We start from the raw sequence: 21,817 nt of genomic DNA, 5'->3' as shown, positions 1-21,817 counted from the left end.
TGCTTCTATATTTTCATTCCGGGGATTCACATTGCTTCTTAACGATGCTCCGCACCAACCGCTTCGGAGATATGACCATAACCGTCCTTGCGCAGCAACTCACGCAGTCCGGCATGAATGCGCCGATTCACCTCAGGCCCTTCATAAATCAATGCTGTGTATATTTCGACTAGGCTTGCTCCGGCTTTAATTTTCTCGTACGCATCCTCACTTGTGAAAATGCCACCTGAACCGATGATCGGAAGTTTTCCTTCGGTCTGGCGATAGATCTGGCGAATAATCTCCGTTGAACGGTCACGTAAAGGTTTACCGCTCAGACCACCCGTTTCCTTCGCATGTTGGTGGGAAAGTCCTGCGCGACTGATGGTTGTATTCGTAGCAATAATGCCTGCAACACCACTGTCTGCAATTGTGCGAACCATATATTCAAGTTCCTGATCATTCACATCCGGTGCGATCTTCACCAGCACGGATTTGATCGCTCCACCCGCTCGCGCATGCTGCACGTTCATCTCGTTCATGACCGCAGCGAGCAGTTCCTTCAATTCATTCCCATGTTGCAGATTACGCAAATCCGGTGTATTTGGTGAACTGATATTAACTACAAACAGGTCAGCATAATCATATAGCGCCTGAATGCACTTCGAATAGTCCAAGTGAGCGTCTTCATTAGAAGTTGCCTTATTCTTGCCGATGTTAACAGCCACTGGAATGCGACGATCCTGAAGACGCGCCAACTCAACAGCCATGGCTTCCGCACCGAGATTGTTGAAGCCCATCCGGTTCACCAAAGCCTCATCTGGAGGTAAACGGAACAACCGTGGCTGATCGTTACCTGGTTGTGCAAGTGGCGTCACCGTTCCCACTTCCATGAATCCAAAGCCAATGGAAGAAAAGCCCGTTACTGCCTGTCCGTTTTTGTCCAGACCCGCAGCCAGACCGACAGGTGTAGGGAAATGACACCCAAACATGTCAACAGCCAGATCAGACGTTTCACGAACGCCGTACATCACACGCAGCCCGGAAGGAACCGGACGGATACTGCCCACGCCACTAAGGCCGCCAATAATCAGATGATGGGCCTGCTCAGGGTCCATTTTGAACAACAAAGGTTTAGCAAGACTTCTGTATAACAAATCACTCACTCCGTTCTGGTCCGGTACGCCAAAAAGCCGTTTTCCGTCTTTTCATATGTAAAAAAACACTCTACACACAAGTCTATCTGTTTCTTATTAAAAAGGAAAGTAGTTTGCGCATAGACACCACAAATCGAATGATGCAAAATGCTCACAAGAAATCCACCCGCCCACTGGAAATGACGAGTTGAATTCTTTACAATGAGAGCATGGTTACTCTACACCAGTTCTATTCCAATAAGGAGGAATAACTCATGGCTCCCAAACGTAAACCACCTGCATTACAGCAAAAGAAAGAAGAAGTGAATCGCAAAGCCATTGCATGGACAGCAGCCAGTGTAGGCGGCTTGATCATCATCATTGGTGCTCTTATCATTATTGCCAACATGTAGATGATTCAGGCTGATTCCATCTGATTCTACATATCCAGCAGATTAATTCAGCCAGTGATACGTTTTGTTCGGATTATTCTGCTTAGGAACAAGCGTATGCTGATAACGTTGCTTCGCTTCTGGAACAAGCGTTAGATCTGGCAGTACATCTTCTCCAATGCGTACCGGAGTGCCTTGCGGAGCGAGAGCGAATAACTCTTCTACATCTCCTGTACGCATTCTCACACATCCAAGGGACTCATCCAGTCCGATGCTGTCTGGCTCGTTGGTTCCATGAATGGCATAATTCGTATTCGAGAGTTGCATACCTCTGCTTCCGAACTCCCCGTTCGAGCGTCCATTCGGATTGACCACTTTATCTGTAATAACAAATGAACCCTCCGGTGTTCGATCACCGCCAAGTCCCACATCATACATACGAACAATGGTATCCCCACTGATTAATGCAAGTTTGTGTTTATCCTTATCAATGACAATCTCAAGCGGTTCCTGCAAAAAAGGATGACCTCCCAGCGTATCTGCAAAAGCGGCATTGTTGCCTTGAGACGTATTCGAAGTCGTTGAACCATTCTCTTGACCACTCGAATCGCTTTTTCCTTCCTGTGCTTTTCCTTGATGCAAAGCTAACAGCTTCGGAAACATCTCGGTCATACCTGGCGCAGTTTCTCCCAGAATATTATTCGGAAATGGCTGGGCCATTTGCGTTACACTCTTGGGCCAAGCGTTATTTTTTTTGCGATAGGCAACGATCGCACTTGATAATGATGCAGCGGCTTCCTGCTTGGCGGTCCACGCCAAGGCCATCTTTTTGATTTTCGGCGTGACTTCAGGAGGTTCACAGTTACATTGCTTGGCATCATAACTCTGTGCTGTTAATTTCCCGCTTGTATTGGTTTGTACTATGTATTTCACAGGCATATTTCGCTTCCATAAAGACCAGTCATCCGAGGTTTGCATACCCAGTACAGCGGAAGTCTCTACTTTCGGACCTGATCCGGACCAGGCAGCTGCGAGCGCAGCCTCGCCATGGTTGCCTCCACCAAATGCCGCAGCGGTGAACACATTACTTGGCGCAATGGATGCAGTCCCAGTCTGTTTATCCGCCTCTACAGGCGCTGCCATGTCATCTGTGGATTCCAGTGCTGCTGACAGTGCGTCAGCTGCTTCACGACTGAAGCCCGGAGCGTCCGCAGGTGGCAGACCTGCCAGCACAAGCAGCATTAACAACGTAAGCCACATTTTGCGTCTACGTTGTTTTTTCTCCTTTTGCTCAGACATCTCCACCAGTTTCTCCTGATAGTCCACCCAGATGTCAGCTGGAGCTTTACTACGTTCAAATGCTTCGTAAACCTCGCCCGCTTGCTGGAAACAATAGTTGGCTTTCGCCTCCTGCCCTTCGCCCAAGTACTCCTTTCCAAGCAAGTACCAAGCCATTTTGTTTTCGGGATGTTTCTTGACATATGTTCTTAGATGAGTATTTTGCATCCGATCCTCCACTATTTCGCCTTTTACGTATATCATTATATATCGGCATAATCAGGCGTTAAATCCATAGGACTTCAGTACCCGGTGAAAAAATGAGTTTTCGACAATGTTCGTCCTTGATCATAGATCATATGTTTACAGTTTAATGGAGTCATAAAAAAAGCACCCTCCCTTGTCGTTAAGACAAAAGAAAGTGCTCTGTGTTCATAGGAGAATAATTAGCCTTCTTTATTGAAAGGCTCGTCCGCTACTTTGATGGAATCTGTAGGGCAGCCATCACATGCATCCTGCATATCGTCAAACAAATCGTCTGGAATAGCTTTGACACCATGGTTAGCATCTCCGTCAAAGATAACTTCTGCCAAACCTTCATCATCGTAATCGTAGATGTCTGGAGCCGTTGCTCCACAAGCGCCACATGCGATGCATGTGTCTTTTTCAACCCAAGTATATTTACTCATTTACATTCTCTCCTCCTAAAATTCGAAACGTACAGTGTTTTTATCTAGAAACATATTAATACAAAGTAAGAATAATTACAAATCATTTTCCAACCACAAGTCTCTATTATCCCTTATTTAATCAAGACTTTGCAAGTTATCTTTTTGCAGGGAAGTGCCCCGCACTTTATGATTGCGAAGCAGCACGGAAGGATCATCTCCAAGCATGCCTGCGGTCACAACAGCATTCTCACCAAATTTATCACGTAACTGATCCATAATGCGAATCAGATTGTCCTTCTTGGGCTTCTGCTCATATTCGAACAAGTCCATCTGCACAGCGGACTCTTCTCTTGGAATCAGGTTTTGGAGTGTCACACCCAGCATACGGACGGGCTTTCCACTACCCCAATGCTTCGCAAATAATTGACAGGCTTCACGATAGATGACCGATGCATCCTCCGTTGGTACTTCCATCAAACGTGATCGGGTGATCGTCTTCATATCCGGTGTCCGAATCGTAATCTGAATACCCTGGCTAAACATTTCGTGCTTGCGCAATCTTCTGGCTACCTGGTCACTTATATTGAGGAAAACCCGATGAATATCATTCACATCTGATACATCCGCCGGTAAAGTAGTCGTATGCCCAATGGATTTATTGGCTTCCCGTTCAGCGTGAACCGGAGAATGGTTAATGCCATTCGCAGAATTTTTGAGCCACGCTCCATTGACTCCGAATAGTTCGGTCAACATGTTTTCATCCGATTTGGCCAATTGACCAATCGTTTCAATGCCCAATTTTTTCAGCTTTTCAGCCGTCTTTTTACCAATGCCAAACATTTCGTTACATGGCCTGTGCCAAAGAATCCGAGGTACATCCCTCATCCGTAAAATGGAGATACCGTTCGGTTTTTTCAGATCTGAAGCCATTTTCGCCAATAACTTGTTGGGTGCAATGCCAATGGAACAAGGAAGCCCCAACTCATCCTTGATTCTACGCTGAATGCTCTCCGCAATCTCCATTGGATTCCCGAATTGCCTCGAACCTGTAATATCAAGATAGCACTCATCAATGGACGTCGCCTCAAGTAGAGGGGTATAACTATACGCAATTTGCATGAAGTTTCTTGAATATTTGCGATATAAATGAAAATCAGGACGAATCACAATGAGATCAGGGCACTTCTTCATGGCTTGGTTTACAACCATACCTGTTGAGATCCCTCGGTTACGGGCGGTATATGAGCAGGTGACGATTACACCCTTGCGCAGTTCACTGCTGCCCGCAACGGCTGTTGCTTTTCCTCTATATAGATCCGGTTCCTCCGCTTCATGTACAGAGCAGTAGAAAGCATTCATATCCACATGCAGAATCACCCGTCCGGCAGTAGGGTAATATTGATCCACATTCGCTGGAGGATTGCCCTCTGAAGACATCATGAACCCCGCCCTTTCATGCACACTAATTAATGAAACGTAATTCGCTTTCTTCTATAGTATATCAAACCCGTTATGTAAATTCAGTCACGGGCTTTTATTTTCTGCGAAAATTGATTAAAGATCGAATAATCAACCCTCCTTTTCTTCCATATATTCCAATTAAAACTCAATAATAGATTATAACATACATCCGGATTATGATTAACATCCTTCTTTTTTCTCTAAAATCCGTTAATTGTTACATGATACTGCGAATTCTATGTAGCATTTGGCTATAATGGTGCTATAATAATTAATTATACAAATTGACGACTTTAGGACAAATCAGCGCATTGAGTTTAACACAGTGTAGCGTTGCCGAATCGAAGGATTCGTCCATTAACGTACTTAACAGCTTTTCCCAACTTACAATCCAAACTTTTAAAAAAGCGCTTTATCTCAAAGGAGGATCTTCATGTCAAAGGCCATTTCCATCTTCGATACGACTTTACGTGACGGCACACAAGGGGAGGGTGTCAGCTTATCGGCAGACGACAAACTCAAAATTGCCAAGAAGCTTGATGACCTGGGTGTCCATTATATTGAAGGCGGAATTCCAGGCAGCAATACCAAGGACATTGAGTTTTTCAAAAGAGTCAAGGAATTAAACCTGAACGCAAAGGTCGTTGCTTTTGGTAGTACACGCCGTAAAGGCAGCATCGCTAGTGAAGACGCCAACCTGAAGCGCATGATCGAATCGGGCGCGCAGGCTGCCACCCTGGTCGGTAAATCATGGGACTTCCATGTGCATACGGCTTTGCAGACCACACTCGAAGAAAACTTATCCATGATCTATGATTCCATCGCCTATCTGAAACAGAATGGTATGGAGGTGATCTTCGATGCTGAACACTTCTTTGACGGATTCAAACATAATCCCGAGTATGCTCAAGCTGTCTTGACCAAGGCTCATGAGGCTGGAGCGGACTGGCTAGTCATGTGTGATACCAATGGCGGAACGATGCCGAACGAGGTGCACGAGATCGTATCTACACTGCACAGAAGCCTTCCTCATGCACAGCTCGGCATTCATACACACAATGATTGTGAACTGGCTGTAGCTAATACACTCAGCGCTGTACAAGCCGGAGCTCGTCAGGTTCAAGGAACGATGAACGGTTATGGAGAGCGTTGCGGCAATGCCAATCTGGCTTCCATTATTCCGAACCTGCAACTGAAGCTTGGCTATGAATGTGTTACGGAAGATTCCATGAGACAACTTACGAATGTGGCCCGTTATGTCAGCGAGATTGCCAATGTAAATATGCCGATTAATCAGCCTTATGTCGGTAATGCTGCTTTTGCTCACAAAGGTGGTATTCACGTCTCTGCTATCTTGCGGGATTCACGTACCTACGAACATATTGTGCCTGAACTGGTCGGTAACAAACAGCGTGTGCTGGTTTCGGAACTTGCTGGACAAAGTAACATCGTGTCCAAAGCACAGGAATTGGGTCTTGAGTTTGATCCAAGCAGTGCCAATTCACGTCAGATTATTGAGAAAATCAAAGATCTGGAGCATCAGGGTTACCAGTTCGAAGGTGCAGATGCATCGCTCGAATTGTTAATTCGTGAAGCGAACGGTGACATGAAAGAATTGTTTACTTTCGAATCATTCAAAATGCTTGTGGAGAAAACGGCAGGCAAATCCGTTGTTTCTGAAGCTTTTGTCAAACTTAATGTGGCTGGAACAAGTGTCTATACCGCTGCTGAAGGAAACGGTCCGGTGAATGCACTCGATAACGCGCTTCGGAAAGCGCTGGTGCAATACTTCCCTTCACTTGCCAACATGCATCTCTCTGACTATAAAGTCCGTGTATTGGATGAGAAGGATGCCACAGCTGCCAAAGTTCGTGTATTGATCGAATCCAAAAATACAGAGAACACATGGAATACTGTTGGTGTATCCGAGAACGTGATTGAAGCAAGTTGGGAAGCTCTCGTGCACAGTTTCCGCTATGCGTTACTTCAAGAAAAATTGCAGGATGAGCCGGGTACACTCCCTGTTCCTGCTCACGGGTTAAGCAACCACTAAAGCTTATTTCCCGGAAAATAAAAGGAAGCCTCTGTATCCATGAATCATGGGTAACGGAGGCTCCTTTTTTTAAGTGAAAATTAGTTTGCGACAAGCTCTTTAATCTTACGTTCCAACTCTTTTTCAGGCAAAATACCCAAGATTATCTCCTGAATAACCCCTCTGGAGTCAATTAGAACATTCGTTGGAAAAGCCACTCCGTTGTATTGAGCATACACAGTCCCCTTTTCGTCCAAGGGAACAGGGAACGTCAGTTGGTACTCATCCACAAAAGCTTTGGCATCCTTCAGTTTATCGTAAGATGTTACATTAACGCCATACAGATCAAGCTTATCCTTGTATTTCGCAGCCATTCTATTCAGTTCCGGAGCTTCCTGCTTACATGGCTCACACCAGGATGCCCAGAAGCTGACGAACGTGGCCTTATCTTTGGCGCCACCTGCACTGTACGTTTTCCCATCCATTGCTGTCAGAGAAAAAGCAGGTGCCAGAAGACCCGCACGTGGTCCCGTCTCTGTAGGTACAGGTTCATCCTGCTTAAATACAGTGGAAATTCCAACCTCTGTATTCCGTGCCATGGTAATGCTAACAAGCAATATAACACCGAGGAGTATGTATTTGTTTCGTTTCATAACCCGCCACCCTTTTATATAATTAGAACTAAAACCATAATTTCTGTGCATGCTAAATGTTGATCACGCTCTATGACAGTTCATTAAAACATGATTCTCAACTGTTCTCTTTAATATTGTACCCTTTTCCTTTAAAATTTTACAATCCGGAGCACACAAAATAAAATGAAAAAGGACTCCTGCCTAAGCAGGAGCCAAAGAGAGAGGGGTGAATACAAATGGCAGCACTTCACGGGCAGCAAAACGTCTTCTACATCCCTTCTTCCGTAGAAAAAGAGATGTCAAAGCACATGTTCCTTTCGCTGCCGCAAGAAGCCTGCGGGGTTTTGCTGGGTGAAACCGCAGCGGGCGGCATACGAATCAGTCGGTTTCAGCCCATTCGTAACGTAGCACCTGACCCGCTGCACCATTTTGCGTTGGACGATGCCGAATGGATTCGGTGCGTATTCTCCGAACCTAAGCTCATTGGCATCTTCCATTCTCATCCGCATACAAGGCCCGTTCCATCCGTAGAGGACATCCAAGCGCTTCCGGCCTTCGCCGGTTTACTCCAGATGTACCTCATCGGCTCACCTGACCTTACAGTCGGATTACGATCTCACATGCATCTGAACGGTTATCAGATTGAATCCTCGAAGGTACAACAAGATCAGTCACACCATATTGTCCCTTCGTACAATCTGCTTCCCGTTCCATTATGCGTGACTTAACTGGGTATACAGATCCCCCAAGGTCTCCACATTTTTACGAGTCATGTCCTCCAGGTAGCAGGACCATAACTGTGCAGTCATTTTCGAATCTTCCAGCGCATGGTGACGTCCATAGATTGGAATACCTCTGGATTCCAGCAATTCATCCAGACCGTACCCCGGCCTGCTTGGTTCAAGCCAGCGGGCCAACATCATCGTATCGATTAAACGATGCGTCAACCTTACCTTGGAAGTCCGCCACAGAGCTGCATTCAGAAAAGCTCGGTCATGCGCACTTGCGTGCGCAATCAGAACATTTCCACCTACAAAAGACATGAAATCATGCAGCCCCTCCAGCAAAGTCGGTGCGTCCAGCGTCATCTGCTGTGTGATGCCCGTCAGTTCAGTAATATGTTCCGGAACCGCAGTCTTGGACTGCACCACCGTATAGAACTGTTCTCCTTCCAGCACCACACCACCATGTATACGGACCGCACCAAATGAGATAATCTCATCCCCATGCTGGGGAGAGAAACCCGTCGTTTCCAGATCAAATACAACAGCGTCCAGCTCATTTAGAGGCGTATGCAGTACCTCAGGTCGGCGCTGTTCTCTCATCATTGAGCGGATAAACGCCATGTGTTGCGCCGTAGGGGCTCCCATAATGGAAGCGATGGCGGAAGGAACCCCTCCCTGACGCAGCGAATTCCAGAATCCTGTATTGCCCCTTACCGGCTCTCTCATGGACGTCTCCTTTCTGCAAAACGCAACTGTCTTTGCAAAGCTCGATGCACTCTTCGTACCAACCCGAGCGTATCCCTGAGCTCATAATGAATCTGTTTTTGTTTCATCTGCTTCTCATCCAGGAACCCACTGCTATGCTGCAAGTCACGTTGGATGACAACTGGTGTACTTCTACGAAATTTCAGAGCAGCAATGAAGGCCCGCTGGCATGCATCCAGTAATGTAAACGGAACAGCCTCAAGGGATGTCAGTCTCTCCATTCTTTTTAACGTAGACGACTCCTTGATCCCATGTTGCAGAGCCAAATAACGGGCACTGTTCACCAGCGGAATATACAAGCCATACTTAACATCAAATCCGCCTGCATGTTCACCGAATCGCTCTGTGACCACACGACCAAGTACATTTAATGTCGCTTTGTGTTTAACCGTATTGCGAAGAACTGCATCCGAAAGTTCAGGAACCAGTCTAAACTGTTCATAAAAACTCGTGATCCATTCCTCTGCCAAGCTTTGCTCCCCTGCCACAAAACGCATGTCTGAAGCAATGATCAGATTACGAACGGGCTCCCAATTCAGATCCGAGCTCCAATCTGCTAATTGTTGCTTCCATGACGCCAGCGTTTTTCTCCAGAGTGGCTCTGAGCACATGACTTTGCCTTCGCACTTGGCGTAACCAAGCTCTTCCAACATATCCGTCAGTCGTTGTCCGAGCTGAGCAAAATATTCCTCTTTACCTTCATGTAGCGTATCGCTAATGATCATGCCATTGTCCTGATCACTCCATAACGTTGCTTCTTCCCTGCCGGAACTGCCAAATACGATAAAGGCATAGGGGACGGGAGGTTGGCCGAAGCCTTCCTCAACCATCCCCTGAATGCATAACTCTACTGCTTTCCGTGCAATCCGGTCATGCAGTTCATTTACCGTTTGGTACCACTCGATCGGCGACAAGGAAGCGGACAACAATTCCTGGAGCTCGTTCTGTAATATCACACGTGCCTGGCGCAGTTCTTGAGAAGACACCGCACCATCGATTCCCTGATAAGACCAGGAATAGTTTGTATACGAGATAGGTTCCATCATGTCCAGCCTCCTTGAAGCATGTATCAGCATTAATCACCTCAGGAGCTGAACGTACCACCATTGGATTTAGAATCTACATTTTTCATTTGTTCAGGGTATCCGTAAGTACCGTGCTCACTGATATCCAGACCCATTGTTTCTTCTTCTTCAGTAACACGGATGCCCATGATCGCTTTCATTCCGCCCAGGATAATGAAGGACATTACCAGTACGAAGGCAAAAGCACCTGCCAGACCAAGAAGCTGTACGCCCAATTGGTGGAATCCACCGCCATAGAACAGACCCGCTTGACCTACACCCGCATGCTCAGCAAGTTCTGGTGTAGCGAACAAACCTGTGGAGATTGCTCCCCACATACCAGCAACACCGTGTACGGAGAAAGCGTAGATTGGATCGTCGATTCCTTTACGATCGAAGTACTGTGCTGTGAAGAATGTGATAACACCAGCCAAAGCACCGATAACCAGAGCTGCCCAAGGTTCAACGAAGGCACAAGCACCTGTAATTGCAACGAGTGCCGCAAGCACACCGTTCAACATGCTAGGAATATCGGACTTGCCAAGAACTGCCCATGAAATTAACAGTGCAGCAACACCACCTGCTGCAGCAGCTACGTTAGTAGTCAATGCAACATAACCAAAGAATCCATCGTCCAAGGCAGTTAACGTACTACCTGGGTTAAATCCGAACCAACCGATCCAGAGGATAATTACCCCGAGTACGGAATACACTTGGTTGTGACCTGGTATGATGTTAGGTTTGCCGTCCTTGTTGTACTTACCAATACGTGGTTTCAACAAGATGGTCGCTACCAAAGCTGCAGTCGCACCAGTCAAGTGAACAACCGTCGATCCTGCAAAGTCTTGCATACCCAGCTCAGCCAACCAGCCGCCGCCCCATACCCAGTGAGCAACAACCGGATACATGATAATGGTATAAAGTGTACCGAAAACAATATATACGCTCATCTTTGCACGTTCAGCCATACCACCGCAGGCAATGGCCAGAGATACCGCCGCAAAAGCGAGGTGGAATACGAATTTAACAGTCAGTGGAACATCGGAGAAAGCCAGTGATTCGAAGGAAGCAGCCATCTTGTCACCGCTCAGGAAGAATCCTGTTGTTCCAAAGAAGCTGTTACCATTACCGAAACCAAGACCGAAGCCCAAAGCCCAGAAGGCAATAACTGAAATTCCCAATGTCAGGATGGTCTTACCCGCAATGTGTCCTGCATTCTTCATTCGTGTTGAACCCGCTTCAAGTAAAGCAAATCCCCCTTGCATCAAGAACACGAGTACAACAGCCAGAAACGTAAAGGCTGAGTTCAAACCACTTTGAAGTTCAATGTTAGTCGGCCCCTCCGCAGCTGCGAATGCACTGACCGGAAAAGCTAATAAAGTAAGCATTACTAACACGGAAACCAACCATTTCTTTCTCATATACCCCACTCCCTCTTATGTTAAGTTTCTTCACATATCGTGAAACTCTTAATGTCATTATAAGCAGAAGAGAGGAAAGTTGACAAGAGTATTTTCATCAAATCTGAAAATTATTTCTGGGAATAAAGTCATGCGTCTTTTTCTTGCACTTAAGTACATAATCACATTCTATGAGCACATAGATATAGAAATGAAGTATGCTGATTACCAAAGCATAACGTTTGACTGTACGGTTAAAGATCATGTATCATACTTATTAGTAAGAAAAATTGGGCGTAGTATATAAATTCGCAAGCGGAAACTACAATTCCCTACATTTGAACTTGCAAGCGAGGTGAATATCATTGGGGATATGAAACTTTTTCGGATTGGCGAACTTGCCAAGACCGCTGGTGTTAGTGAACGGACGATTGATTATTACACGAAGCTTGGACTGATCGCTCCCGAAGAACGTACACAAAAAAATTATCGTCTCTATAGTAATGAAACTTTAACCAGGCTTGAACGTATTGTACAGATGAAACAAGAGAAGTATAGTCTCGACGAGATTAAGCAATCTCTTGAGAAGTGGCGTCTGGTTAGTACGGAAGAACAAGTTGCCAGCAAATTGACAACATTGGAGCTTCATGTGCAACAACTTGAGCGAGAGGTTAACGAACTCAAACCGCTACTCGGGGAGATGAAACCTGTACAAGCACGCAAGATGATGGCAGGACTACTTACCAAAAGTGCCGGTACAATGGAGGCACTGAAAATCTTGCTTGAGAACACCATGATGTAGCTTATTATTAGAAAGCGGAGGAATGAATATGAGTTTTAATAACGGTATGTTCGTATTGATCATTATCGCCTTTTTGCTCTCTTTATGGGCGCAATTTCGCGTTAAAGGTACTTTCAGACGTTGGTCAGAGGTACCGAACCAGAATGGAATCACCGGCTACGATGCAGCTCGCCAGATGCTCGACGCTAACGGCCTGCATGATGTTCCAATTGAGCCAGTACGTGGCACACTGTCTGATCACTACGATCCGATCAATCGGGTTGTACGCTTATCGGAACCAGTATATTATGAAAACTCAATCTCAGCTGTTTCGGTAGCGTGTCACGAAGTTGGCCACGCCATTCAGCATAAAGAAAGTTATCCGATGCTGGCACTGCGTCACCGGATCTTCCCAATTGTGAACTTTGCATCCGGATTAGCTCCGTTCCTGTTGATTGCAGGATTCATCTTCAATGCCATGAACCTTGTAGGTATCGGTATCATCTTCTTCTCCGTAACCGTTGCGTTCCAACTTATCACATTGCCGGTTGAGTTCAACGCCAGCAATCGTGCAAGAGAGATTATGGTATCTGAAGGTTATATCCGCAATGAAGAAGAAAAAGGTGTTGCTAAAGTTCTGAATGCCGCAGCTTTGACTTATGTCGCTGCAGCCTTGATCTCACTGCTTGAATTGATCCGTTACATCGGAATCTTCAACAACCGCGATTAATTCCAAACCCCATAACACAAAAACAATACCCCACCGTTAATCGGATGGGGTATTGTTTTGTTGTAAACCGAAATAATGAAGCAAGAATGAACGAAAGGACTGGGCAACTAGCGGCAGTTTGTCATCTGCACGGTGAATTAACCCGATGGTGCGTGTTACTTTGGGATGAGAGATGGCCACATGTGCCGGCTGCAACGGGTTCGTCTGGAATAACGCCATCTCAGGCAACAGACTGACCCCCATGCCCGCAGCGACCAACCCACGGATCGTGTCGGTCTCTTCACCTTCAAAAGCGATCTTGGGTGTAAAACCGGCTTCCAGACATGCATGCCACACAATAGGACGAAGAGAATAACCTTTGCTGAATAATACGAACTTATCATCCTTGAGCTGTTCGAGCGCAATCGTCTCCTCACCAGCTAACGGATGATTCGGAGGAAGAATGGCATGTAACTCCTCCGTGAGTACAATATCCCCATCCACTTGATCATGCTTCTCCGGAAAAGGAGATATGAATGCCAAGTCTACCTCTCCTGATAACACATCACGAATGAGCGTAGGAAACATCCCCTGCTTAAATCTGAATTTCACGTTAGGGTAACGCTGACGGAAAGCAGCCACAACGGAAGGAATGAGATGAATCCCCAGGCTATGCGGAAATCCAATTCGAATCTCCCCATGCTCCGGGTCCAGAAACTCATGAACTTCTCCGACCGCCTTATCCAGATCTTTCAATATGCCTTCAATCCGTTTGCAAAAAAGCTGTCCCACGGCAGTCAACTGCAGGTTTCGCCCCTTTTGCATAAAAAGGTCCACGCCAAGCTCTTCTTCCAGCTGATGAATCTGACGACTCACCGCTGACTGTGCCACATGCAACTCTTCAGCAGCCTGTGTTACATGTTCCTTCTGTGCCACTTTCAAAAAGTAATGCAACTGTCTTAATTCCACTCGCCTGATCGCTCCAATCTGTTATACCCTACTTATCCTTGATTGCATTCCATCTTGAGAACGTTCTGACTACCGCTTTAAGCTGCGGGGTTTCCACAATCTGATCAACAGTCCATAAATAAAGAATCCACCCAGCAATCCGCCTAAATGAGCCATCCAGTTAATGCCTGACATGGCGAAGGAGAATATAATCCCGAACACAAGCAAGGTGTACATCGTTTTGCGCGAAGCCTCATCCATCATGGTGCGCTGGAACAGGGCCACATACAGGAATGCACCATAGACGGCATAGATCGCTCCTGAAGCGCCTACCGAGATGGTGATGCTCCCAATCGAGTTGTACCAAGCAACAGCAAGAATATTGCCCAATACGCCGCCACCCAGGTACAACACTCCATACCTTACCGACCCAAGCAGTCGCTCCATCGGTGGTGCAAATACTATTAACGCAAAACTGTTAAACAATAAATGACTGAAGCCCGCATGCAGGAAGATGGATGTAATGTAACGCCACCACTCATCTGCGAACAGTTCATAATTCGTGAGTGCCCCGAATTTCAGCAGCACCATATTGTTCGTTGATCCACCGTTCACCGTTAACACAATAAACATGACTACATTGGCAATTAAAAAAAGCGACGTCAAAGGGAAATACTTCAGATAACCTTTCCAGTTCTCATAGCGAATAAATATCATAAATTTCTTCTTTCACTCCACCCTGTTCAGATCGGACTTACATCTCTGATCCATCGTAATGGTACATGCCCGAATTGGACAATGCCTTTCATAAAAGATTATAATGGATTTTGGCACGGATCACCAATTTATAAGGAGGAACATTATTATGACACAAGAACGTACTGGCGCAGCCACATTTAAGGGCAACCCTATTACATTGATCGGACCCGAATTGAAAGTGGGCGATCAAGCACCCGATTTCACACTGAGCAAGAACCTGGTTGAAGATGCATCCCTGAAAGACTTCGCAGGCAAAATCAAATTAATCAGCGTTGTTCCTTCCCTGGATACTGGCGTATGCGATGCGCAAACTCGTCGTTTCAATGTTGAAGCTGGAGAACTCGGAGACAATGTTGTTGTCTTGACAGTAAGTGTTGACCTTCCGTTCGCTCAAGCCCGTTGGTGCGGAGCAGCTGGCGTTGACCGCGTAGTAACATTGTCAGACTACAAAACACGTTCTTTCGGTGAAGACTATGGCGTTCTGATCAAAGAATTCCAGTTGGACATGCGTTCCATTTTTGTGGTGGATGCTGAAGACCGGATTACATATGTGGAGTACCTGCCTGAAATGACAGACTCCCCTAACTTCGAGCAAGCAATTGCTGCTGTAAAAGCTTTGCTGTAGAAGTTTTCATACGTTCAGAACAAAAGCGAGGAAGGTTAACCTTCTCTCGCTTTTTGTTATTCACCATCTATTTCAATCATTTGCTTTATACTTGCTCAGCTTTTTATCCAGTACAGAGAATAAATTCATAATCGTCCGATAGTTAGAGCCCAAGTCTCCAAGTGAACCACGGGAAGCAGAATACATATCCACCGCACTGCGAACAGGACTTACCGAGATAATGGAAACTGTAATGTCCATCGTCCGTCCAAAGGTAGTCCGTTTCTCCAGTATAACTTCTCCAACAGAAGGCACTTCGTGCAGCACTTTATACCCTGGAATCTTTTTGAGTGTCGAAGAAACTTCTTCCCAGGCTCTGTCTTTGGATAAGTTATAGTACCGTGTTTTTAATTTGGGATCCTTGGCTCGATCGCTGGTTCCCTCCATGCTGCGGATGATACCGACGAGCGTTCTCTTTAAGGTCAAGACCCTTCCTCCTTTGAATGTAACCGTTCCATTTATGTATCTTAGTGTAACATTGTTCAAGTAGTAACAAAAGGGTAAGCATCATATTTATCACTAAACCAATCAAAACCATTCATCACAACATAAAAACACCCTGAAATTCCTTCAAAAGAGGAAAAGTCAGGGTGCTGTACATGAAAATTTAGGAACCCGCCTATGCCGTCCGGCTACATTGTCTTATGAACCTGCTTGGCAGGTGGGTGACCGCAAAAATGCTTTTTGAAGTCCCCATGTCGTATAGACAGGGCTTTTCAGCAACATTCTGTGTTGATCTCCCGAAGACATCATCATTGGTTCAAAACAACGAATAACCGAAACGTACATCGCAGGATGTACAATTATTATATCCCTAACTGTGTAAAAAGTAAATGGCGATCCATCATGTTTTATTTTTGCAGTGTAATGTTTTTGTCGTCTGATGTCTCAGATGCTTCACCGTTCTCTGCTGATTTCTCAGCCAGCGCAGCGGCTTCCTCTTCTTCTTTCTTCAACTGCATCTTCTCCATCTGCTCCTGCATTTTGTTGAAAGTTGCGTAGAAGTTAAAGAAAGCAAACCAGGCGATGATACTAATAATGAAGAAGATGAACAAGACCGGATAACGGAAACCGATGTAGAACAACAATCCGCTTCCCAGCAATGTGGAGAATACACGGAAAGGTCTGATCAGCGTTAGCAATACTGCATTTTTGATAATGAGCCCGATGGACATATGGTAGTGTACAACCATCGAGAAAAAGTTAAAGAGTGATACAAATAACAAGAGAAGCAGCACAAGCATAATGATTCCCACGAGCTGCATGTTACGGAACTGCGTCATGTACACCGTATAATCCAGATACATAATCGCGAACAGCAGCGTGTAAAAAATGCCCCCAATCAAACTTTGCTTGTAGTTTTCCTTGTAACCTACAAAGAAAGTACGGAAGATCGGCACATCCGTGTCGCCCATATTCCATTTACGAACAACCGTAAACAGCGCCGAAGTCGCCGGGAACAGTGTAAGCGGTGCCACAATGGCTATAGCCCAGTTCATTTGCAATGATTCGTTGGCGAGGTTCTGCTGCATCACGAGCAGTTTCATAATCAAGAAAAACAAGAACGGAGACGAACAAATAGCCCACAACAGATTGGTTGCGGCCAGTCTCGTAATCCACTCTGTAAGCCGGTAGATCCCACCCATAGCTCCTTTAAATTCCAAACATTTCTCCTCCTCCGCAGCCTTGCGTATTACCTGAAGTCTAATATTAATATACCTTATTATAGATAGGAAAAGCCAGTACTTCCCGAAAAGAGATCAGCTATGCCCTTGACCAGCGCTTTTGATAGTGAGCAAAAGACAGAACAACCTTTTGAAAATAAAAAAATGGAGCAGTTGCCTGCTCCATTTTCCAGTTCATACGTTTATATTACTCGAAAGAAGAATCTTTCGCTGGACGACGTCCTTCGTTGTTGCTTGGACGCGGTTTGCGGTCACGGTTGTAACCACCTTCTCTGCTTCCACCGCCAGTGCTGCTGCCGCTGTTACGATCACGGTTGTAGCCACCACGTCCGCCGCCACTGCTGTTGCGATCACGGTTGTAGCCACCACCACTGCCGCTACCACTGCTGCGGTTACCGCTGTAGCCAGATGGTTTACGTCCGCCTGAGCGAACATCCGGTTTACGACGTTTAGCACGGATCGGATCTTCAGGAGTAAGGTCAACTTGAGCGTCTTTTTTGTCACCTGTCAGGAGCTTCAGAGCAGCCGACAACAGTTGAACAGAATCATATTGCTCAAGCATTTGAATCGCAATACCTTTGTATTCGTTCAGTTCGCCAGATTGTACGATTTCCAGCAAACGCTCTGCTGTCAAACGTTGTTTGCCTTCAACCGCTTCTGCCATTGTTGGCAGTGGTTTACGTGGAATACGGTGACGTGTTACACGCTCGATGAAGTGCAAGTGATCAATCTCACGCGGTGTAACGAAGGACCATGCAGCACCCTCTTTACCGGCACGACCTGTACGACCAATACGGTGAACATAGCTTTCCGGATCTTGCGGAAGGTCAAAGTTTACAACGTGAGTTACGCCGGATACATCGAGACCACGTGCAGCTACGTCTGTTGCAACGAGTACATCAATGCTGCCGTCACGGAACTTACGCATTACTGTATCACGTTGGTTCTGGGAAAGGTCACCATGGAGACCATCAGCAGAATATCCACGTTTTTGCAAAGCTTCAGCCAATTCATCAACACGACGTTTAGTACGTCCGAATACGATCGCCAGTTCAGGAGATTCCATATCCAGCAAACGGCTAAGTGCTTCGAATTTTTGACGCTCAGGTACTTCAATGTAAGCTTGGTCGATCAATGGCGCACTAACTTGTTTAGGAATTACAGATACGTGCTCAGGATTGTTCAAGAATTGTTGAGCCAATTTTTGAATGTTAGGAGGCATTGTTGCTGAGAACAGCATCGTTTGACGCTCGTCTGGTACTTGTTTCAGGATAGATTGAATATCCTCCATGAAACCCATGTCGAGCATTTCATCTGCTTCATCCAATACAACAGTTTGTACATCATCAAGTTTGATTGTTTTGCGGTTGATGTGGTCAAGGAGACGTCCAGGTGTACCAATGATAATCTGTGGTTTTCTTTTCAGTGCACGAATCTGACGAACGATATCTTGTCCGCCGTAGATTGGCAGGGAGCGCAGACCTTTGAAGCGAGTAAGTTTTTCGATCTCTTCAGCAACTTGGATTGCAAGTTCACGTGTAGGTGCCATAATGAGGGCGCGGATTTTTTCGTCACTTTTCGTGATTTTGCTGATCAACGGAATACCGAATGCAGCTGTTTTACCCGTACCCGTTTGTGCTTGACCAATCAAGTCTCTGCCTTCGAGTGCCAAAGGAATCGCTTTGGATTGGATCGGTGTTGCTTCTTCAAACCCGAGCTCAGTGATGGCTTGCAGCACCAGTGGTTCAAGATTGAAATCTGTGAAGTTTAAATTTGTCAAAATTATTCATGCTCCTTTTATATGGTGGACATGGTGGACAATCCACTTTGTTGTCTGTATTCTTAAGTAGCGTTAATATTTATAGGGTATCCCAACTGGGCGAATTATTTTCACGAACGATTATAATTCCATGAATGGGTCCCCAATATAAGACTAAAACTACATACATGTGTTTGAAACATTTCAAATTAAATCGTTCCATTTGGGAAAAGTTTCCTACTCAAGAATATCCACAAATCATTATATCACAAAACAATTCAAGATTACCAGCAATCTGGTTTTAAATATAAATGAGGTGATTAAATTGCCCAAAATAATTTGGCACTCTTTAGTGATCATTTTGGGTGCTGCAGCTATTGCCTGCGGCTTTAACTGGTTTTTGGTCCCCCATCAGCTTTTAAGCGGCGGGGTGTCCGGTATTTCAATGCTTCTGGGTTATTTTACAACGTTGAATCTTAGTATAATGTATTTTGTTCTTAACATTCCCCTGCTCATTGCAGGTTGGTTTATTCTTGGACGTCGTTTCATTACATTAAGTATTCTCTCGGTAGCAGCCACTTCTTGGTTCATCGCGCTTCTGCCTGTTTTTGCTGTGGCTACAGACCCTTTGTTAAGCTCTGTATTTGGTGGTGTGCTTATTGGACTGGGCACTGGCGTTTCCTTCAGAGTCGGCGGCTCCACAGGCGGTCTGGACATTGTCGGTTCCATTTTCACACGTAATCGAGACTTTCCGATTGGTACAGTAATGGCCGGCATGAACGGTGCAATCATTTTGCTTGCAGGATATCTGAGTGATAACTGGAATATAGCTCTGGCCTCCATGGTATCCATCTATATTACAGGCAAGGTGCTGGATCTGATCCACATCAGTCACGTCAAAGTAACACTGTACATTATTACGAACGAAACCGAAGCCATGTTAGGAAAATTACTGGTTCGGCCTCGCGGAGTTACCAAAATCAAGACTCAAGGGGCATACACGGATATTGAAAAGGACATGCTCATGACCGTTACAACCCGTTACGAGTTGGTTGAAATCAAACGCATTATCAAGGAAACAGATCCAAAAGCCTTTGTTAACATTGTGGAAACGGTTGGTGTTATGGGTTCATTCCGCAGAAGTTGAGACACATGTACGGTTAACAATTCACAACATTGTGGTATAATAACGGTGTACGGCTCCTAAATATGTTGTATAGCAGGTTCAACCCTTCAATTTTCACAGGCCATATGCTTTCCCGAATCGCGCCGAATGACTTACCATTTTGGAATTCGAGTAGGAAAGGGTGATTAATGTGGATATGGAAACGGTAAAACTGTTTGAGATTGTCAACAGATGGTGCCCGGAAATGCTCCCTTTCTTGAAACCGAATGAACTCGACTCACTGATTGTCCTCCGGGATGGGCTGGGCATCCTGGAACAGGGAGACGCAATGGAAATCATTCAGTACAGTATTTGTGAGCATCAAAATGAGATTTACATTCAATAATTTTTTTAGATTGATCGCGCCGCTTCTTGCTGGGGATTTCCTCAGCAGGAAGCGGTTTTCATTTTTTCCATGTGTTTCATTACTTGATTAATATGGTTAAAAGCCCGGAGGCTTTAATGTATAATTCATACATGGAATGCACATAAGGGAGTGGAAATGAATGAACATGTTTTGGGCTTTACTGGCTATGGCCTTTGGAAGCTTTGGTGGTGCCCCCGCAGTGGCGGACCAGGGAAATCCCCAGTTCCAATCGTTAACCAACAGTTTCAACACCGCAATTATCCAATCTCAAAAAGATCAGGTCGTTATTGATGCCGATAATCCACCTGCCAAAATCGATCCACAACCTGACGCACCCGTGGTCAAAGGTATTTATGTAACGGCCTACAGCGCCGGCGGCGCACGTATGAAAGAATTGCTGGATCTGACAGACAATACAGAACTGAATGCCATGGTCATCGATATCAAAGACGATCTCGGATACATAACTTATCCCACAGAAAACAAAGCGCTACAGAAAATGGGCAAATCGCAACCCTTTATTCGCGATATCGATGCCTTGATGAAACGATTACAAAAACACGAGGTCTACCCCATTGCACGTGTCGTTGTATTCAAAGACACCATTCTTGCCAAGAAGAATCCAGAGCTTTCCTTCCGAAACAAGGATGGATCCGTTTGGGCGAATGGCAAGGGCGATAGCTTCGTGAATCCGTACAGCAAGGAAGTATGGGACTACAATATTGAGATTGCCAAGGAAGCGGCCAAACTTGGTTTCAAAGAGATTCAGTTTGACTATGTTCGTTTCCCGGAAGGGTTTGAAACTCGTGCCGATGTACTGAAATATACCAAATCCGACAAGTCACGCGTCGATGTTGTGGCTGAATTCGTGCAATATGCACGTAAGGAACTGGCACCGCTAGGTGTTCGTGTCTCGGTTGATATTTTTGGTTATGCAGCTTCTGTACCTGCGGCTGAAGGTATTGGACAGGACTTTGTTAAAATATCGGAAAATGTGGATGTCATCTCACCCATGGTATACCCGAGTCACTATTCAACTGGCTGGTATGGGGTAAAGGACCCTGACAAAGATCCTTACACGACCATCAAGGGCTCGATGCAAGACACACACAAGAAACTGGACCCTACGAAGGAACTCAAACCCGTCATTCGTCCGTGGATCCAGGACTTCACAGCAAGCTGGCTGGGCAGTGGACATTATATCAAGTATGGCAAGAAACAAGTGGAAGACCAGATTAGAGCAATGAAAGACATGGATGTGCATGAATATCTGCTCTGGAATGCCTCTAACCGATACACGTCAGGTGTACAATATAAGTAATCCGCACTCTTTCATATTTCTCCATTCATCCAACCTTGTTCCGCTTGAAGCGGAGCGAGGTTTTTTTGGTGCTGATTTTTTTCTGTACACCCCTACTCTGCTTCTGTCCCTATTCAAACTC

The 21,817-nt window shown here is 45.6% G+C and carries 22 protein-coding genes and 1 other RNA gene; 9 read left to right on the top strand and 14 right to left on the bottom strand.

Annotated features, from left to right (window positions below):
- Positions 1 to 38: 38 nt before the first annotated feature.
- Positions 39 to 1,136, bottom strand: coding sequence for a quinone-dependent dihydroorotate dehydrogenase (locus MKX75_RS10030; RefSeq protein ID WP_076330482.1), 1,098 nt, complete (start codon positions 1,134 to 1,136; stop codon positions 39 to 41).
- Between the two features lie 254 nt (positions 1,137 to 1,390).
- Between MKX75_RS10030 and MKX75_RS10025 the strand changes: the two genes are divergently transcribed.
- Entirely contained in the window at positions 1,391 to 1,528 is a 138-nt protein-coding gene (locus MKX75_RS10025) for a hypothetical protein (protein ID WP_017689367.1), read from the top strand.
- A gap of 42 nt (positions 1,529 to 1,570) precedes the next feature.
- Here the strand turns inward: MKX75_RS10025 and MKX75_RS10020 are convergent, their stop codons facing one another.
- The 3 genes from MKX75_RS10020 to MKX75_RS10010 form a co-directional block, all read right to left on the bottom strand.
- Positions 1,571 to 3,013, bottom strand: coding sequence for a L,D-transpeptidase family protein (locus tag MKX75_RS10020; RefSeq protein ID WP_339169471.1), 1,443 nt, complete (start codon positions 3,011 to 3,013; stop codon positions 1,571 to 1,573).
- A 218-nt stretch (positions 3,014 to 3,231) separates the two neighbouring features.
- Positions 3,232 to 3,474 carry a ferredoxin gene (locus MKX75_RS10015; RefSeq protein ID WP_017689369.1) on the bottom strand — a complete coding sequence of 81 codons (243 nt, stop codon included), beginning with the start codon at positions 3,472 to 3,474 and terminating at the stop codon, positions 3,232 to 3,234.
- Between the two features lie 117 nt (positions 3,475 to 3,591).
- Complete coding sequence (locus MKX75_RS10010) at positions 3,592 to 4,893, bottom strand: DNA polymerase IV (protein WP_076330480.1); 1,302 nt, start codon at positions 4,891 to 4,893, stop codon at positions 3,592 to 3,594.
- A gap of 457 nt (positions 4,894 to 5,350) precedes the next feature.
- Between MKX75_RS10010 and cimA the strand changes: the two genes are divergently transcribed.
- On the top strand, positions 5,351 to 6,970 hold the full coding sequence (cimA, locus tag MKX75_RS10005) for a citramalate synthase (protein WP_062833654.1): 1,620 nt from the start codon (positions 5,351 to 5,353) through the stop codon (positions 6,968 to 6,970).
- 80 nt (positions 6,971 to 7,050) lie between these two features.
- On the opposite strand, the gene MKX75_RS10000 is transcribed toward cimA, so the two are convergent.
- Positions 7,051 to 7,602, bottom strand: a complete 552-nt coding sequence (locus tag MKX75_RS10000) for a TlpA disulfide reductase family protein (protein ID WP_339169469.1) — start codon at positions 7,600 to 7,602, stop codon at positions 7,051 to 7,053.
- A gap of 218 nt (positions 7,603 to 7,820) precedes the next feature.
- Here MKX75_RS10000 and MKX75_RS09995 point away from each other — a divergent pair, with 218 nt between their 5' ends.
- Complete coding sequence (locus MKX75_RS09995) at positions 7,821 to 8,312, top strand: M67 family metallopeptidase (protein ID WP_076330478.1); 492 nt, start codon at positions 7,821 to 7,823, stop codon at positions 8,310 to 8,312.
- Here MKX75_RS09995 and MKX75_RS09990 read toward each other — a convergent pair.
- The 3 genes from MKX75_RS09990 to MKX75_RS09980 are packed head-to-tail and all read right to left on the bottom strand — an operon-like array spanning position 8,298 to position 11,559.
- Positions 8,298 to 9,035, bottom strand: coding sequence for an exonuclease domain-containing protein (locus MKX75_RS09990; RefSeq protein WP_062833651.1), 738 nt, complete (start codon positions 9,033 to 9,035; stop codon positions 8,298 to 8,300). The two genes, MKX75_RS09995 and MKX75_RS09990, sit on opposite strands and share 15 nt — an antisense overlap.
- Complete coding sequence (locus tag MKX75_RS09985) at positions 9,032 to 10,120, bottom strand: DUF294 nucleotidyltransferase-like domain-containing protein (RefSeq protein WP_339169467.1); 1,089 nt, start codon at positions 10,118 to 10,120, stop codon at positions 9,032 to 9,034. The genes MKX75_RS09990 and MKX75_RS09985 overlap by 4 nt, the downstream gene beginning before the upstream one ends.
- Positions 10,121 to 10,158: 38 nt before the next feature.
- Positions 10,159 to 11,559, bottom strand: coding sequence for an ammonium transporter (locus MKX75_RS09980; RefSeq protein ID WP_339169466.1), 1,401 nt, complete (start codon positions 11,557 to 11,559; stop codon positions 10,159 to 10,161).
- A 352-nt stretch (positions 11,560 to 11,911) separates the two neighbouring features.
- Here MKX75_RS09980 and MKX75_RS09975 point away from each other — a divergent pair, with 352 nt between their 5' ends.
- Together MKX75_RS09975 and MKX75_RS09970 are read left to right on the top strand one after the other, a co-directional pair.
- A complete protein-coding gene (locus tag MKX75_RS09975) occupies positions 11,912 to 12,340 on the top strand; it encodes a MerR family transcriptional regulator (RefSeq protein ID WP_017689377.1) in 429 nt (142 codons plus the stop codon).
- A 28-nt stretch (positions 12,341 to 12,368) separates the two neighbouring features.
- Entirely contained in the window at positions 12,369 to 13,049 is a 681-nt protein-coding gene (locus tag MKX75_RS09970; RefSeq protein ID WP_339169464.1) for a zinc metallopeptidase, read from the top strand.
- 36 nt (positions 13,050 to 13,085) lie between these two features.
- Here MKX75_RS09970 and MKX75_RS09965 read toward each other — a convergent pair whose 3' ends face one another.
- Positions 13,086 to 13,997 (bottom strand): LysR family transcriptional regulator, encoded by a 912-nt coding sequence (locus MKX75_RS09965; RefSeq protein ID WP_062833647.1) that lies wholly within the window; start codon positions 13,995 to 13,997, stop codon positions 13,086 to 13,088.
- Between the two features lie 69 nt (positions 13,998 to 14,066).
- Entirely contained in the window at positions 14,067 to 14,693 is a 627-nt protein-coding gene (locus tag MKX75_RS09960) for a rhomboid family intramembrane serine protease (protein ID WP_339169462.1), read from the bottom strand.
- Positions 14,694 to 14,841: 148 nt separating this feature from the next.
- Between MKX75_RS09960 and tpx the strand changes: the two genes are divergently transcribed.
- Positions 14,842 to 15,360 carry a thiol peroxidase gene (tpx, locus tag MKX75_RS09955; RefSeq protein WP_017689381.1) on the top strand — a complete coding sequence of 173 codons (519 nt, stop codon included), beginning with the start codon at positions 14,842 to 14,844 and terminating at the stop codon, positions 15,358 to 15,360.
- Positions 15,361 to 15,432: 72 nt separating this feature from the next.
- Here the strand turns inward: tpx and MKX75_RS09950 are convergent, their stop codons facing one another.
- The 4 genes from MKX75_RS09950 to MKX75_RS09935 all read right to left on the bottom strand — a co-directional run bounded on the left by MKX75_RS09950 (position 15,433) and on the right by MKX75_RS09935 (position 18,864).
- Positions 15,433 to 15,825 (bottom strand): DUF1499 domain-containing protein, encoded by a 393-nt coding sequence (locus MKX75_RS09950; protein WP_017689382.1) that lies wholly within the window; start codon positions 15,823 to 15,825, stop codon positions 15,433 to 15,435.
- A gap of 182 nt (positions 15,826 to 16,007) precedes the next feature.
- A non-coding RNA gene (gene ssrS, locus MKX75_RS09945) (6S RNA) lies at positions 16,008 to 16,199 on the bottom strand.
- Positions 16,200 to 16,250: 51 nt separating this feature from the next.
- On the bottom strand, positions 16,251 to 17,063 hold the full coding sequence (locus MKX75_RS09940; RefSeq protein ID WP_076330474.1) for a DUF624 domain-containing protein: 813 nt from the start codon (positions 17,061 to 17,063) through the stop codon (positions 16,251 to 16,253).
- Between the two features lie 208 nt (positions 17,064 to 17,271).
- Entirely contained in the window at positions 17,272 to 18,864 is a 1,593-nt protein-coding gene (locus MKX75_RS09935) for a DEAD/DEAH box helicase (RefSeq protein WP_062833643.1), read from the bottom strand.
- 304 nt (positions 18,865 to 19,168) lie between these two features.
- Here MKX75_RS09935 and MKX75_RS09930 point away from each other — a divergent pair, with 304 nt between their 5' ends.
- The 3 genes from MKX75_RS09930 to MKX75_RS09920 all read left to right on the top strand — a co-directional run bounded on the left by MKX75_RS09930 (position 19,169) and on the right by MKX75_RS09920 (position 21,696).
- Positions 19,169 to 19,990, top strand: coding sequence for a YitT family protein (locus tag MKX75_RS09930; RefSeq protein ID WP_062833642.1), 822 nt, complete (start codon positions 19,169 to 19,171; stop codon positions 19,988 to 19,990).
- A gap of 175 nt (positions 19,991 to 20,165) precedes the next feature.
- Positions 20,166 to 20,354, top strand: coding sequence for a hypothetical protein (locus MKX75_RS09925; protein WP_029880762.1), 189 nt, complete (start codon positions 20,166 to 20,168; stop codon positions 20,352 to 20,354).
- Between the two features lie 160 nt (positions 20,355 to 20,514).
- Positions 20,515 to 21,696, top strand: a complete 1,182-nt coding sequence (locus MKX75_RS09920) for a putative glycoside hydrolase (RefSeq protein WP_076330473.1) — start codon at positions 20,515 to 20,517, stop codon at positions 21,694 to 21,696.
- Positions 21,697 to 21,817: the final 121 nt, after the last annotated feature.

This window comes from Paenibacillus sp. FSL R5-0341, assembly GCF_037975235.1.
In the GTDB taxonomy this organism is placed as follows: Bacteria; Bacillota; Bacilli; order Paenibacillales; family Paenibacillaceae; genus Paenibacillus; species Paenibacillus amylolyticus_A.
The sequence above is the reverse complement of the archived record's forward strand: the minus strand, read 5'-3'. Positions and strand labels throughout refer to the sequence as shown.

What these genes read in the sequence shown, in the direction of transcription:
- MKX75_RS10025 (WP_017689367.1), top strand. Translation starts at nt 1,391, where the DNA reads ATGGCTCCCAAACGTAAACCACCTGCATTACAGCAAAAGAAAGAAGAA.
- MKX75_RS10020 (WP_339169471.1), bottom strand. Translation starts at nt 3,013, where the DNA reads ATGCAAAATACTCATCTAAGAACATATGTCAAGAAACATCCCGAAAAC.
- MKX75_RS10015 (WP_017689369.1), bottom strand. Translation starts at nt 3,474, where the DNA reads ATGAGTAAATATACTTGGGTTGAAAAAGACACATGCATCGCATGTGGC.
- MKX75_RS10010 (WP_076330480.1), bottom strand. Translation starts at nt 4,893, where the DNA reads ATGTCTTCAGAGGGCAATCCTCCAGCGAATGTGGATCAATATTACCCT.
- cimA (WP_062833654.1), top strand. Translation starts at nt 5,351, where the DNA reads ATGTCAAAGGCCATTTCCATCTTCGATACGACTTTACGTGACGGCACA.
- MKX75_RS10000 (WP_339169469.1), bottom strand. Translation starts at nt 7,602, where the DNA reads ATGAAACGAAACAAATACATACTCCTCGGTGTTATATTGCTTGTTAGC.
- MKX75_RS09995 (WP_076330478.1), top strand. Translation starts at nt 7,821, where the DNA reads ATGGCAGCACTTCACGGGCAGCAAAACGTCTTCTACATCCCTTCTTCC.
- MKX75_RS09990 (WP_062833651.1), bottom strand. Translation starts at nt 9,035, where the DNA reads ATGAGAGAGCCGGTAAGGGGCAATACAGGATTCTGGAATTCGCTGCGT.
- MKX75_RS09985 (WP_339169467.1), bottom strand. Translation starts at nt 10,120, where the DNA reads ATGATGGAACCTATCTCGTATACAAACTATTCCTGGTCTTATCAGGGA.
- MKX75_RS09980 (WP_339169466.1), bottom strand. Translation starts at nt 11,559, where the DNA reads ATGAGAAAGAAATGGTTGGTTTCCGTGTTAGTAATGCTTACTTTATTA.
- MKX75_RS09975 (WP_017689377.1), top strand. Translation starts at nt 11,912, where the DNA reads ATGAAACTTTTTCGGATTGGCGAACTTGCCAAGACCGCTGGTGTTAGT.
- MKX75_RS09970 (WP_339169464.1), top strand. Translation starts at nt 12,369, where the DNA reads ATGAGTTTTAATAACGGTATGTTCGTATTGATCATTATCGCCTTTTTG.
- MKX75_RS09960 (WP_339169462.1), bottom strand. Translation starts at nt 14,693, where the DNA reads ATGATATTTATTCGCTATGAGAACTGGAAAGGTTATCTGAAGTATTTC.
- tpx (WP_017689381.1), top strand. Translation starts at nt 14,842, where the DNA reads ATGACACAAGAACGTACTGGCGCAGCCACATTTAAGGGCAACCCTATT.
- MKX75_RS09925 (WP_029880762.1), top strand. Translation starts at nt 20,166, where the DNA reads ATGGAAACGGTAAAACTGTTTGAGATTGTCAACAGATGGTGCCCGGAA.
- MKX75_RS09920 (WP_076330473.1), top strand. Translation starts at nt 20,515, where the DNA reads ATGAACATGTTTTGGGCTTTACTGGCTATGGCCTTTGGAAGCTTTGGT.